The 12,693-nt window shown below is 72.6% G+C and carries 11 protein-coding genes; 4 read left to right on the top strand and 7 right to left on the bottom strand.

The genetic code is table 11. The features are described 5' to 3' along the window. Positions 1–66: 66 nt before the first annotated feature. From ACIQCH_RS27380 to mce, 3 genes are all read right to left on the bottom strand, one after another. On the bottom strand, positions 67–1,005 hold the full coding sequence (locus tag ACIQCH_RS27380; RefSeq protein WP_402585100.1) for a cellulose-binding protein: 939 nt from the start codon (positions 1,003–1,005) through the stop codon (positions 67–69). Positions 1,006–1,187: 182 nt separating this feature from the next. Beyond that, complete coding sequence (gene scy / locus ACIQCH_RS27375; protein ID WP_402585098.1) at positions 1,188–5,597, bottom strand: polarized growth protein Scy; 4,410 nt, start codon at positions 5,595–5,597, stop codon at positions 1,188–1,190. 182 nt (positions 5,598–5,779) lie between these two features. Next, on the bottom strand, positions 5,780–6,220 hold the full coding sequence (mce, locus tag ACIQCH_RS27370; protein ID WP_402585096.1) for a methylmalonyl-CoA epimerase: 441 nt from the start codon (positions 6,218–6,220) through the stop codon (positions 5,780–5,782). A 136-nt stretch (positions 6,221–6,356) separates the two neighbouring features. Between mce and ACIQCH_RS27365 the strand changes: the two genes are divergently transcribed. Next, positions 6,357–7,559 carry an acetyl-CoA C-acetyltransferase gene (locus tag ACIQCH_RS27365; protein WP_402585094.1) on the top strand — a complete coding sequence of 401 codons (1,203 nt, stop codon included), beginning with the start codon at positions 6,357–6,359 and terminating at the stop codon, positions 7,557–7,559. 53 nt (positions 7,560–7,612) lie between these two features. Then, entirely contained in the window at positions 7,613–8,572 is a 960-nt protein-coding gene (gene meaB, locus ACIQCH_RS27360; protein WP_402585092.1) for a methylmalonyl Co-A mutase-associated GTPase MeaB, read from the top strand. A 174-nt stretch (positions 8,573–8,746) separates the two neighbouring features. Here the strand turns inward: meaB and ACIQCH_RS27355 are convergent, their stop codons facing one another. The 4 genes from ACIQCH_RS27355 to ACIQCH_RS27340 form a co-directional block, all read right to left on the bottom strand. Next, positions 8,747–9,226 carry a MarR family winged helix-turn-helix transcriptional regulator gene (locus tag ACIQCH_RS27355; RefSeq protein ID WP_402585090.1) on the bottom strand — a complete coding sequence of 160 codons (480 nt, stop codon included), beginning with the start codon at positions 9,224–9,226 and terminating at the stop codon, positions 8,747–8,749. Between the two features lie 97 nt (positions 9,227–9,323). Then, on the bottom strand, positions 9,324–10,112 hold the full coding sequence (locus tag ACIQCH_RS27350; protein ID WP_402585089.1) for an AIM24 family protein: 789 nt from the start codon (positions 10,110–10,112) through the stop codon (positions 9,324–9,326). Beyond that, positions 10,112–10,762 (bottom strand): AIM24 family protein, encoded by a 651-nt coding sequence (locus ACIQCH_RS27345; RefSeq protein ID WP_030201860.1) that lies wholly within the window; start codon positions 10,760–10,762, stop codon positions 10,112–10,114. The genes ACIQCH_RS27350 and ACIQCH_RS27345 overlap by 1 nt, the downstream gene beginning before the upstream one ends. Beyond that, positions 10,762–11,400, bottom strand: a complete 639-nt coding sequence (locus ACIQCH_RS27340) for an AIM24 family protein (RefSeq protein WP_030201857.1) — start codon at positions 11,398–11,400, stop codon at positions 10,762–10,764. Before ACIQCH_RS27340 ends, ACIQCH_RS27345 begins: the two co-directional genes overlap by 1 nt. Positions 11,401–11,678: 278 nt before the next feature. On the opposite strand from ACIQCH_RS27340, the gene ACIQCH_RS27335 reads away from it, so the two are divergent. Continuing rightward, positions 11,679–12,023 carry a DUF3817 domain-containing protein gene (locus tag ACIQCH_RS27335; RefSeq protein ID WP_402585087.1) on the top strand — a complete coding sequence of 115 codons (345 nt, stop codon included), beginning with the start codon at positions 11,679–11,681 and terminating at the stop codon, positions 12,021–12,023. Next, positions 12,020–12,316, top strand: a complete 297-nt coding sequence (locus ACIQCH_RS27330) for an MTH1187 family thiamine-binding protein (RefSeq protein WP_402585085.1) — start codon at positions 12,020–12,022, stop codon at positions 12,314–12,316. Before ACIQCH_RS27335 ends, ACIQCH_RS27330 begins: the two co-directional genes overlap by 4 nt. Positions 12,317–12,693 lie beyond the last annotated feature (377 nt).

The raw sequence follows: 12,693 nt of genomic DNA, 5'->3' as shown, positions 1-12,693 counted from the left end.
GAAGGGCCCTGGGTCTCGGGGGTGGTGCGGCGCCGGCGTGCGGCACCGGGGTGCTGCGTGCCGTGGTCAGCGGCTCTGCTGGGCCGGGACCCCGCGGGAGACCGGCTCGTCGTCGACGATCGGGTTGGCCGCCGCGACCGCCGCGCCGGTCAGCGTCGCGAGCATCTCGCGGACGTTGGTCAGCTGGGCGTTGATGGAGTCGCGGCGGTTGGTGAGCGCCGCCAGCTCGCGCTCCGATTCGCTGCGGATGCGGTCCGCCTTGGCGTTGGCGTCGGCCACGATGTCCTCGGCCTGGCGCTGCGCGGTCTCCACCGTCTGGCGGGCCCGGCGCTCGGCGTCGGTACGCAGCTTCTCGGCCTCCAGGCGCAGCTGCTCCGCCCGGTGCTCGATCTCGGCGAGGCGCTTCTCGGCCTTGGCCTGGCGGGAGGCGAGGTCGCGCTCGGACTGCTCGCGGCGCTTGGCCAGGTTCGTCTCGAAGTCCGCGGCGGCCTGGGCGGCCTTGGCGCGGGTCTCCTCGAACAGCGCGTCGGCCTCCTCGCGCTTGGACTGCGCGTCCTTCTGGGCCTCGGCGCGCAGGGTCGCGGCGTCGCCCTTGGCCTTCTCGACGATCCGGACACCCTCGTCCTCGGCCTTGGCCTTGCGGTCCGTGGCGAACGACTCGGCGTCGTTGCGGACCTGCTGGGCGGCGGACTCGGCGAGCTCGCGGTGCTGCTCCGCGGCCCGGCGGGCCTCCTCGCGCAGGTCCTTGGCCTCCTCCTCGGCGAGCCGCAGGATCTTCTCGACCCGAGCACCGAGGCCGGCGTACGACGGCTCGGCGTCGCTGACCTGGGCCTGGGCGTTCTGCGTCTCGAGGTGGAGCTCCTCGATGCGCTTCTCCAGGGAGTTGATGCGGGATAGGGCGCTGTCACGATCGGCGACGAGCTTGGAAATGCGGTCGTCCACCTGACCGCGGTCGTAACCACGCCGCACGAGCTCGAAGCCGAAGGGGGAGGAAGTGTCGCTCATGGGGTTCCTGTCGAATGAGACCGGTGAGGTGTTAGGGGAATCCTAGGCGTCCGAGCGGCGTGTCATCGAGTCAATCCGCGTTTGATCTGGACAATGACACCCCTTTTGAGTGGCAAGGCGCAAGAACCCTTGTCACCCGTTCGCCTGAACCCCCATCAGGAGCACACATTCGGGCGGGGTGTCTAGCCCTCCGACGACTTGCCACCCGAACGAGTGGGGCCCGCCGGGGCGCCGACCTTCACCCCGCCGGCGCCGTTGGACGACGACTTTCCGCCACCTCCGGGTGCCTCGAATGATTCCAACGCCTCAAGTACGTCCTGGACACGGGAGATCTCGGCCTGAATGTCCTCCCGGCGGCGCACCAGGACCTCGAGCTCCCGGCGGCCCTCCTCGATCAGCCGCTCGGCCTCGGCCTCGGCCTCGGTGCGCATGCGCTCGGCCTCGCGGACCGCCTCGGCCTTCTTCTGCTCGGCCTCCTTGAGCAGCTGCTCGGCCTTCTTCACCGCGGCGATGCGCACCTTGCTCGCCTCGCTGCTCGCCTCGGACACCAGGTCCTTGGCCTTCGCCTCGGCCTGGGCGCTCTGCTCGGTGGCCGCCTTGACCAGCTTGTCCACCCGCTCACCCGCGGACTTCATCTGCTCGGCGGTCTCACGGCGGGCACGCTCGTGCAGCTCCTCCACCTCGGCCTCGACGCGGGCCCGCAGCTCCTCCGCCCGCTCCCTTATGGCGGACGAGTCCGTGCGGGCGCCGACGAGCAGCTCGTCCGCGTCCGTGCGGGCCTTCTCGACCAGGGTGTTGCCCTCGACGATCGCCTCGTCGGTGATGCGCGCGGCCTCCGTACGGGCCGCGTCCACCATCGCGTCGGCCTGCTCCTCGGCCGCGGTCGTCGCCGCCAGCGCCTGCTGGGCCGCGTCCGTCGTCAGCTTGTCCGCCTCGGTGACGGCCTCCGAGACGAGGCGGTCGACCTGCTCGGCGGCCTCGGTGCGGCGCTTGTTCGCCGCCTCGCGGGCCTCGTCCAGCAGCCGCTCGGTCTCCTCGCGCGCCTCGGTGCGCAGCCGCTCCGCCGCCTCGGCGGCCTCGGACTTGACCCGCTCGGCCTCCGACCGGGTGCGCGCGGCGTGCTCCTGTGCCGAGCCCAGGTCCTCGGCCGCCTCGGTGCGCAGCCGCTCGGCCTCCTCCGCGGCCTCGCCGACCGTACGCTCGTTCTCCTCACGGGTGCGCTCGGTGAGCCGGTCGGCCTCCGTGACGGCCTCCTCGACCAGCCGCGCGGCCTCGGCCCGCGCCTCGTCGAGGGCCTGCTCGGCCTCGCGCTCCGCGGTCGCCAGCGTCTCGCCGGCCGCCACGGTGACCCGATCCGCCTCGGCGGTCGCCTCGCCGACGATCCGGCCGCCCTCGGCGCGCGCGTCGTCCAGCAGCTGCGCGGCCTCGGTGCGCAGCCGCTCGGCCTCCTCCGCGGCCTCGCCGACCGTACGGTCGTTGGCGGCCTGCGTCTCGACCGTCATCCGCTCGGTCTCGGCGGTGGCCTCGCCGATCAGCCGGGCGCCCTCCGCACGGGCGTCCTCCAGCGTCCTCGCCGCGTCCCGCTCCGCGTCGGTCAGGGTCTCGGCGGCCTTGGCCGTCAGGGACTCCGCCTCCGACGCGGCCTCGGCGACCAGGCGGTCGGCCTGCTCGGCGGCCTCCGTGCGCAGCCGGTTGCGCTCGGCACGGGCCTCGTCGAGCACCTCGGCGGCCTCGCCGCGGACGGCCTCCGCCCGCTCCTCGGCCTCGGCCAGGACCTGGCCGGCCTTCTCGGCCGACTCCGAACGGATCCGGTTGGCGTCCTCGCGGGCGTCCGCCTTGGTGCGGGCCGCGTCGCGCTCGGCCGCGGCCAGCGCGTCGGTGGCCTCGGTGCGCAGGCGCTGCGCGTACTCGGCCGTGTCGGCGCGCAGCCGCTCGGTCTCCTCGGTCGTCTCGGACCGCAGCTGCTCGGTCTCCTCGTGCGCCTCGGTGCGCAGCCGCTCGGCCTCGGCGATCGCGTCGCCGACGGTCCGCTCGGCCAGCGCCTTGGCGGCGTCGGTCTCCTCGCGGGCCTCGGTGCGGATCCGGTTGGCGTCCTCGGTGGCCCGCTCCCGCTCGGCGTACGCGTCGGAGCGGACCCGGTCCGCCTCCTCCTCGGCCTCGGTGCGGGTGCGCTCGGCCGCCACCTCGGCGGCACTGCGCAGGCCGGAGATCTCCTCCTCGGCCTGCTCGTGCAGGCCCGCCACGGATTCGCGCACCTCACGGGCGGTCTGCTCGGCGGCCGACACCAGCTCGGTGGCGCGGGCGTCCGCCTCCTCCACCAGCCGCACGGCCTCCGCCTCGGCGTCCTCGACGCGCTTGCGGGCCGCGGCCAGCAGCTCCTCGCTCTGCTCGCGGGCCTGGGAGCGCTCGCGCTCGGCCTCCTCGCGGGCGGAACCCAGCGTTTCCTCGGCCTCGCGGCGACGCCGCTCGGCCTCCTCCTTCGCCGCGGCCAGGGCCTCGGCGGCCTCCTCGGCCACCCGCTCGGCGGCCGCCCGGGCCTCCGCGCGCAGCCGGTCCGCGGTCTCCTGCGCCTCGGTGCGCACGCGCTCGGCCTCGACCTCGGCCTCGCCGACCAGCCGGGTCGCGGCCGTCTCGGCCTCGGCGCGCATCCGGCCCGCGTCCTCGGCGGCCTCGGTCCGCTGCCGGGTGGCCTCGGCCTCCGCCTGCTCGCCCAGGGCGCGGCTGCGCTCGGCGGCCTCGGTGCGGACCCGCTCGCTCTCCTCCGCCGCCTCGCGGCGCATCGCCTCCGCGGCACCGCGGGCGTCGCCCAGGGTGCGCTCGGCGGTGGTCAGCCGGCCCTCGGCCTCCTCCTGGAGGCGGGTCAGCTCCGCGTCGGCCTCGCTGCGCCGGTCGGCCAGCGTCCGCTCGGTCTCCTCGCGGCGCGCGCGGGCGGCCGCGTCGGCCTCGGCGCGGACCGCCTCCGCCTGCTCCTCGGCCTCGGCGCGCAGCCGGTCCGCCTCGGCACGGGTGCGCTCCAGCGTCTCCTCGGCCTGCTTGCGCAGGCCGGTGGCCCGCTCGATGGCCTCGGAGCGGACCCGCTCGCTCTCGGCGGCCGCGCCGCGGCGCAGCTCGTCGGCGTCCGCCTTCGACTTGGTGAGCAGCTCCTCGGCGGTCTTGGCCGCCTCCTCGATCTGCTGCACGGCCTCGCGGCGGGCCTCGCCGCGGATCCGCTCGCCCTCGGCGACGGCCTCGGCGCGCAGCTGCTCGGCCTCGCCGCGCAGCCGCCGGGCCTCCTCCTGGAGCTCGACGGTCTTGGCCCGGTACTCCTCGGTGTCGTCCTTGGCCGCGCCCTTGAGCTGCTCGGCCGTGGCCGCCGCCAGCGAGGTCAGCCGGCCCGCCTCCGCCTCGGCCTCGCGGCGGATCCGCTCCGCCTCGTCGGCCGCGGCCTTACGGGTCGCCTGCGCGTCCTCGGAGGCCCTGTTCAGGACGTCCTCGGCGGTGCGGGCCGCCTTCGCCAGCTGGGCCGCGGTGTCCTCCGCGGCGGCGGTGCGGCCCTGCTCCACGGCCTCGGCCAGGACCCGGTCGGCCGCGGCGCGGGCGTCGGCCAGCTTTTGCTCGGCCTCGGCCTTGAGCTCCTCGGCCTCCTTCGTGGCCTCGCCGACCAGCCGGGCGACCTGTTCCTTGGCCGTACGGGTGCGCTGTTCGCCGGCCTGCTCGGCCGACGCCAGCCGCTTGTCCGCGGTCTCCTTCGCCTCGGCCAGGAGCTTGTCGGCCTCGGTACGGGCGGCCCGCAGGGCGGAGTCCGCCTCCTGGACGCGCTGCTCGGCGACCCGGCCCAGGTCCATGGTCTGCTGGCGGGCCTGCTCGGACTCCGCGGTGGCGGAGGTGCGCAGCTGCTCGGCGTGCTCGGTGGCCTCCTGGGCCTGCGCGGAGGCGGCGGTCAGCAGCCGCTCGGCCTCCTTGCGGGCGCGCAGCAGGGTGGCCTCGGCCTCGGTGCGCGCGGCCTCCGCCTCGGAGGTCATCCGGCGCCGGGTCTCCTCGGCGACCCGTGCGGCCTCGGCGCGGGCGGCGTTCAGGGACTGCTCGGCCTCGGCGCGCGACTCGTCCATGAGGCGGCGGGCCTGGGACTCCGTACGGGCGCGCAGCTGCTCGGCCCAGGCGACGTTCTCGTTGACGTGCGCCTCGACGGTCTGGCGCCGCTCGTTGAGCTCCTGGTCCAGGCGCTGGCGGCGGTTGACTGCCTCCTGGTGCAGCTCGGCCTGGAGCCGGGCCTGGTGCTCGGCGTGCTCCTGGAGGATCCGCTGGGTCTGGGCGCGGGCCTCGCGCAGCTCGCGCTCGGCGTCGCTGCGCATCTGGTCCGCCTGGATCTGCGCGTTGCGCAGCAGCTGCTCGGCCTGGTAGCCGATGTCGGCGGATTCGTACGCGGGGCGGGACGCCAACGCGCGCCGCGCCTCGTGGAGCTTGGCGCGCAGCACCTCGACCTGGTAGCCCAGGTCCTCGGCGTGCTGGACGGCCTTCCCGCGCTCCTTCGTCAGCCGCTCCATCTCGGCCTCGAAGCGCGAGAGATGGTCGGCCTCAGGCTGAAGACTCTCCTGGCGTTCGTAGCCCCGCACGGCGCGGTCCCATCCGTCCCCTGGTCGCAAGCTCTCTCCCAAAGCACCGTCCGCCCGCTGAACGGTGCCCCCGGGGAATGGTGTCAGACATCTTGCCGCAAATCGGAAGGCCCCGACCCCTCGGCAAAAACACCAGACCCCGGCCGAGCCACCGCCACTCTACCGGCCAGGGAATCCGGCGGTCAGTGCTCCGCGTGGGGAGAGGGGTTGGAGGTGACCAGTTCGGTCAGGACACCGTGGCAGTCCTTCGGGTGCAGGAACGTGATCCGCGAGCCCATCGAGCCGATCCGGGGCTCGTCGTAGAGCACGCGGACGCCCTTGCCGCGGATGGCTTCGGCGTCCCCGTCGACGTCCGCGGTGCCGAAGGCGATGTGGTGCACGCCCTCGCCGTTCTTGGCCAGCCACTTGCCCACCGCGGAGTCCTCGCGGGTGGGCTCCAGCAGCTGGAGGTAGGAGGCGCCGCCGTCGGACGTCTCGTTGATCTTGAGCATGGCCTCGCGCACACCCTGCTCCTCGTTGACTTCGGTGTGGAACACCTCGAAGCCGTACGTGGCACGGTAGAACTCGACAGTCTTGTCGAGGTCGAAGCAGGCGATCCCGATGTGGTCGATTCTCGTCAGCATGCCTCCAGTGGAGCGGTCGGCAGGGTGGTTACGCAACGTGCGCGCGATCACACCGGATGCCCGATGACGGCACCGAGTGCCGCTCAGTACATTCAGGTAAACCCTCGTTCACTCCTCATCCAAGGGGCCGTGCCTCATGTCCGGAACGAACAGCACTACGTCGGTGATCGTCGCTGGGGCCCGCACGCCCATGGGACGTCTCCTGGGCTCTCTCAAGACGTTCTCCGGCGCCGACCTCGGCGGCGTCGCGATCAAGGCCGCGCTGGAGCGGGCCGGCATCTCCGGCGACCAGGTCCAGTACGTGATCATGGGCCAGGTGCTCCAGGCCGGCGCGGGCCAGATCCCGGCCCGCCAGGCGGCCGTCAAGGCCGGCATCCCGATGAACGTGCCGGCGCTGACGATCAACAAGGTCTGCCTGTCCGGCCTCGACGCCATCGCGCTGGCCGACCAGCTGATCCGCGCGGGTGAGTTCGACATCGTGGTCGCCGGCGGCCAGGAGTCGATGACCAACGCCCCGCACCTGCTCCCGAAGTCCCGCGAGGGCTACAAGTACGGCGCGATCGAGATGCTCGACGCGATGGCGTACGACGGCCTGACCGACGCCTTCGAGGGCATCGCCATGGGCGAGTCCACCGAGAAGCACAACACCCGCCTGGGCATCGAGCGCGCCCCGCAGGACGAGTTCGCCGCCGGCTCCCACCAGCGCGCCGCCGCCGCCCAGAAGAACGGGATCTTCGAGGCCGAGATCACCCCGGTCGAGATCCCGCAGCGCAAGGGCGACCCGGTGCTCTTCTCGGTCGACGAGGGCATCCGCCCCGACACCACCACGGAGTCCCTCGGCAAGCTGCGCCCGGCGTTCGCCAAGGACGGCACGATCACCGCCGGCACCTCCTCCCAGATCTCCGACGGCGCCGCCGCGGTGGTCGTCATGAGCAAGGCCAAGGCCGAGGAGCTGGGCCTGGAGTGGCTGGCCGAGATCGGCGCCCACGGCAACGTGGCCGGCCCGGACAACTCGCTGCAGTCGCAGCCGTCCAACGCGATCAAGCACGCCCTCGGCAAGGAGGGCCTGGAGGTCGCGGACCTCGACCTGATCGAGATCAACGAGGCCTTCGCCGCGGTCGCCGTCCAGTCAATGAAGGACCTGGGCGTGACCCCGGAAAAGGTGAACGTCAACGGCGGCGCGATCGCCCTGGGCCACCCGATCGGCATGTCCGGCGCCCGCGTGGTGCTGCACCTGGCCCTGGAGCTCAAGCGCCGCGGCGGCGGCGTGGGCGCGGCCGCCCTGTGCGGCGGCGGCGGCCAGGGCGACGCCCTGATCGTCCGGGTTCCCCAGGCCTGAGTACCGACCCTCCGCAGATCCCACGCCGAGCGACGCAAAGGAGCGCAGCACGCATGACGGTGGACGTCCCCCAGCTGGTGGCCCAGGCCCGAGAGGGCAGGCCGCGGGCGGTGGCCCGGCTGATCTCACTGGTCGAGGGGGCGTCCCCGCAGCTGCGCGAGGTCATGGCGGCGCTCGCGCCGCTCACGGGCAACGCGTACGTGGTGGGCCTGACGGGCTCGCCCGGGGTGGGCAAGTCCACCTCGACCTCCGCGCTGGTGACGGCGTACCGCAAGGCGGGCAAGCGGGTCGGCGTCCTGGCCGTCGACCCGTCCTCGCCCTTCTCCGGCGGCGCGCTGCTCGGTGACCGGGTGCGGATGTCGGACCACGCCTCCGACCCCGGGGTCTACATCCGCTCGATGGCCACCCGCGGCCACCTGGGCGGGCTGGCGTGGGCCGCGCCGCAGGCCATCCGCGTGCTCGACGCGGCCGGCTGCGACGTGGTCCTGGTCGAGACCGTGGGCGTGGGCCAGTCGGAGGTGGAGATCGCCTCCCAGGCCGACACCTCGGTGGTGCTGCTCGCCCCGGGCATGGGCGACGGCATCCAGGCCGCCAAGGCGGGCATCCTGGAGATCGGCGACCTGTACGTGGTGAACAAGGCGGACCGGGACGGCGCGGACGCCACCGCCCGCGAGCTCAACCACATGCTCAGCCTCGGCGAGTCCCGCGGCCCCGGCGACTGGCGCCCGCCCATCGTCAAGACGGTCGCCGCCCGCGCCCAGGGCGTGGACGAGGTGGTCGAGGCGCTGGAGAAGCACCGGGCGTGGATGGAGGAGCACGGCGTGCTCGCCAAGCGCCGGATCGCCCGGGCCGCGCGCGAGGTGGAGACCATCGCGGTCACCGCCCTGCGCTCGCGCATCGGCGACCTGCACGGGGACCGGCACCTGGACGCCCTGGCCGAGCGCGTGGTGGCCGGGGCGGTGGACCCGTACGCGGCGTCCGACGAGCTGCTGGCGAGCCTCACGGAGGCCTGAGCCGAAAGCCTCGGAGGTCCGGGACGGACCTGAGGCCCCGCCCGCCGGGAGTCCGGCGGGCCGGGTCCCGTACGCGCCGAGGGCCCGCCCCCTCGAAAGGGGGCGGGCCCTCGGCGTGCCCGGGTCTACCCGCGTCAACCTGCGGCGTCGGCGTGCCGCAGCCGCGGTCCGGTGTTAGGCCTTGCCGCGGACGCTGCGCAGGTGCTCGGCGACCGGCTTCAGCGACGTGCGCAGCTCGGCCAGGGCGTCGTCCGACAGCAGGTCGATGAAGTGCTGGCGGACGGAGGCCACGTGGTGCGGGGCCACCTTCCGCATGGTCTCCATGCCCTGGTCGGTGAGGACCGCGTACAGGCCGCGCCGGTCGGACTCGCAGTTGGCGCGGACGACCAGGCCGGCCGCCTCCATCCGGGTGATCTGATGGGACAGCCGGCTCTTGGACTGCAGGGTCGCGGTGGCGAGGTCGCTCATCCGCATGCGGTGGTCCTCGGACTCCGAGAGGTTGACCAGGATCTCGTAGTCGTTGTTCGTCAGGCCGAAGGGCTGGAGATCCTTTTCCAGGCGGTGCGTCAGGAGTCGGTTGACGTCCAGATAGGTGCGCCACGTGCACTGCTCGGCATCGGTCAGCCAGCGGGTGGCGGTCTCAGTCGTCTCCATACAAGGACTCTACCTAAGAAGTTGAATTACGTACAAAATTGCCGGTGGGCCACGGGCATATGCCAGGTGCAGACCGTGATGGTCCGAAGACTATCGGTCACAGCCCGAACCGGCGCTGGAGGTCACCCAGCTGCCCCGGCATCCGCGGGATCCCCAGCTGCTGTCCGCCCATCTGCCCCATCGGGCCCGGAGCATGCGCCGGCACCCCCGGCTCGTGACCCACGGCCCCCATGGCCCGGTCGGGCATCAGCAGCTCCGTCGACTGGAGCAGCACCGTGCCCGCGCCGACGAACTCGAACTGGTGCTCCTCGCCCGAGGCGCCCCCGATGCCGGCCAGCTGCCGCAGCCCGCCCATCACGCCCTGCATGTAGCCGTGGTCGTAGTGGTGGCACGGGGAGGGGCAGTCCGCCCAGCCCACCAGCGCCTGCGGGTCCACCTTCAGCGGCGGCTCCATGAAGACCACCGGCCCGTTCGAGGCCGCCACGAACTTGCCCGTGCCGATCAGCGTCAGGAAGCCCGGCACGATCGACTGCTTCAGCGCCAGCGAGGGCTGGTAGGCCAGCAGGTTCCCCGAACGGATGGTCAGGTTGCCGTTGTCGAGGTCGTACGAGTTGACGTCGAAGGCCCGGTCGGCGAGCAGCATCTTGCCCGAGCCCTCCGCCACCACCCAGTCGGAGGCGTGCAGCGGCGAGTGGAAGCTGGTGCGCAGCAGCCGGTCGAAGCGGCCGTTGCCGATGCCGTTGAACTCGACCTGCCCGTAGTAGGCGATCATCTTGCCCTTCTGCAGGAACCACTGGCTCCCCTTGAGCTCCACGCAGAAGGTGTAGGCGTTGACGTTGTCGTCGGACGGCAGGGAGTACGGGTCGAGGACCACGGGTCCGGTCATTAGAGCTTCTCCTCCGAGGCCTGCACGTACACGACACCGTGACCGGACAGCTCCAGCTGGAACGCCTCGCCCGAGCCACGCCCCACCATGTCCCGCCAGCCGAGCGCGGTGGAGAGCTTGTTGCGCACGTCACCGCGGTGGGCGACGTACGCCTGCGGGTCCACATGGATGGGCCGCTGCGGGGTGATCGGCAGCTCGATGACGCCGCCGTGGGCCATCACGGCCACGGAGCCGTGCCCGGCGAGCGTGGTGGTGAACAGGCCCTGGCCCGTCACCTGGCCGCGCACCATGCCCATGACGCCGCCCTGCTGGCCCATGAACATGGTGCCCTGCTGGAGGGTGCCGTCGAAGGCGAGCAGCCGGTCCGCCTCGACGTACAGGGTGTCGCCGGTCATCTGGACCACGTGGACGTGGTGGCCGCCGTGACCGAACATCACCGAGCCCTGGCCCTCGACCGTCATCAGCGGGACCTGCTCGTTGGCCACCCGCCGGCCGATCATGCCCATGACGCCGCCCTGGCCGCCGGCGATGTCGGGCGTGAAGGCGACCTCGCCCCGGTAGGCGATCATCGCGCCGCGCTGGCTGAACAGCCGCTGGCCGGGGACCACCTGGGCCTCGACCATCTTCGAGTTGATCTGGGTGAACGGCATCAGACGTCGCCCCCGATCGTGTTGCGCTCGCTGGGCTGCACGTACACCAGGCCCTCGCCCTCGAAACGGATCTGGAACGCCTCGCCGCCGCCCTCGCCCATCAACGTGCGGAACGTCACACCGGACTGGAAGTGCTGCTGGAGGTTTCCGGTGTGCGCGATGTACGCACCCGGGTCGACGGAGAGCGGGAACTGGGCGCTGACGCGCAGCACCACCGCCGGCCCGTCGGAGAGGATGGCCGCCTGGCCGCTGCCCTCGACGGTGGTGGTGAACAGGCCGTTGCCCGTCGAGGCGCCGCGCAGCCCGGTGAAGGTCGTGCCGGTGCGCAGCCCGCCGTCGGTGCACAGCAGGTTGCTGGACTCGACGTAGAGCTTCTCGCCGTGCAGGTTGACCAGGTTGATCTCGCTCGCGCGGTCGGCGAAGTAGCAGGTGCCCTGGCCCTGCACTTCCATCACGGTCATCTGTTCGCCGGTCAGGCGGCGGGTCACCATGCCTCGGAGACCCTCACCCCCGCCGGACATCTTCTTGAAGGCCATCTGGCCGTCGTACGCGACCATTGACCCGTTCTTCGCTTTGACGGTGTCGCCGGACAGGTCGACGGCGAGCACCTTGCTGCCTTGGAGTCGGAACTGAGCCACGGGGGAGAGGTTAAGGGCAGCGGCCGACACCGAACAGAGCCTCAGGGCCCATATCGGCCCGGACGGGACGCGGATGGGACGACACCGGTACACGGCCGGGACATGCGCGGACGCTCCGGAGCGCCGGCCCGGCGCGTCCGGCCCGCCGGGAGGCACCCCCCGGTCAAGATCCGGTAAACCGGCTTGGGAGAATGGGCCCGGACATTTCGCCCCCGCTCGCAGGTGTCCGCAACGGCCGTCCCCGCCGACCCCCGACCACCCCGCCCCGAAGGTTCACCGTGGACATCAAGACCGCCTCCGCCCTGCACCGGCTGCGCCTCGTCTCCATCCCCGAAGCGCTCTCCTTCCCGGCTCTGCTGATCTTCGGCTCGCTCTTGAGCCGGATCTCCGACGTCAACCTCGTCATGCCGCTGGGCATGCTGCACGGCGTGCTGTTCACGCTGTACGCGCTCTTCCTGCTGGACGTCTGGAACAAGGCCAAGTGGCCGCTGAAGAAGGTCGCCCTCTTCTTCCTGCTCGCCGTCATCCCCTTCGGCGGCCTGTACGGCGACAAGCTCCTCAAGCGCGACGAGTCCGACAGCGTGATCGCCGCCCGCGCCCGCAAGGAAGAGGCCGCCGCGTGATCGTCGCCTTCTCGGTCACCCCGCTCGGCGTCGGTGAAGAGGTCGGCGAGTACGTCGCCGAGGCGGTGCGGGTGGTCCGCGAGTCCGGCCTGCCGAACCGCACCGACGCCATGTTCACCTCCGTCGAGGGTGAGTCGTGGGACGAGGTGATGGACGTCGTCAAGCGCGCCGTCGCGGCCGTCGAGGCGCGCGCCCCGCGGGTCTCCGTCGTCATGAAGGTCGACATCCGGCCGGGTGTGACGGACGGCCTCACCTCGAAGGTGGCCACCGTGGAGCGACATCTGGCGGGTTGACGCCGTTGCGTGTTGCTGCGTGTTGCTACGTGTTGCCTTGGTCGCTGGTCGCTGGTCGCTGGTCGCTGGTCGCTGGTCGCTGGTCGCTGGTCGCTGGTCGCTGGTCGCTGGTCGCTGGTCGCTGGTCGCTGGTCGCTGATCGCTGATCGCCGATCGCCTTTCGGCTTGCGCTTTCCGGTTGGCGATTCTCCTGGAGCCCCGTCGCGTTCGTCCGGCGGGCTTCGGACGCCTCTCGCTTCGGGGGTGGGTCCCGTGGTGTGTGGGTCCCCTCGGCGCTTGACGGGGGCGGCCTGCAGGCCCTGCGGCAGGCCCACCCCAGGGGCAAGGGGCTTCGCCCTGGCCTTCGGCCACCCCTGGCCCGGGCCTGCCTCCGGTCC

It is taken from the genome of Streptomyces sp. NPDC093225 (genome assembly GCF_044753805.1).
Taxonomy (GTDB): Bacteria; Actinomycetota; Actinomycetes; order Streptomycetales; family Streptomycetaceae; genus Streptomyces.
The sequence above is the reverse complement of the archived record's forward strand: the minus strand, read 5'-3'. Positions and strand labels throughout refer to the sequence as shown.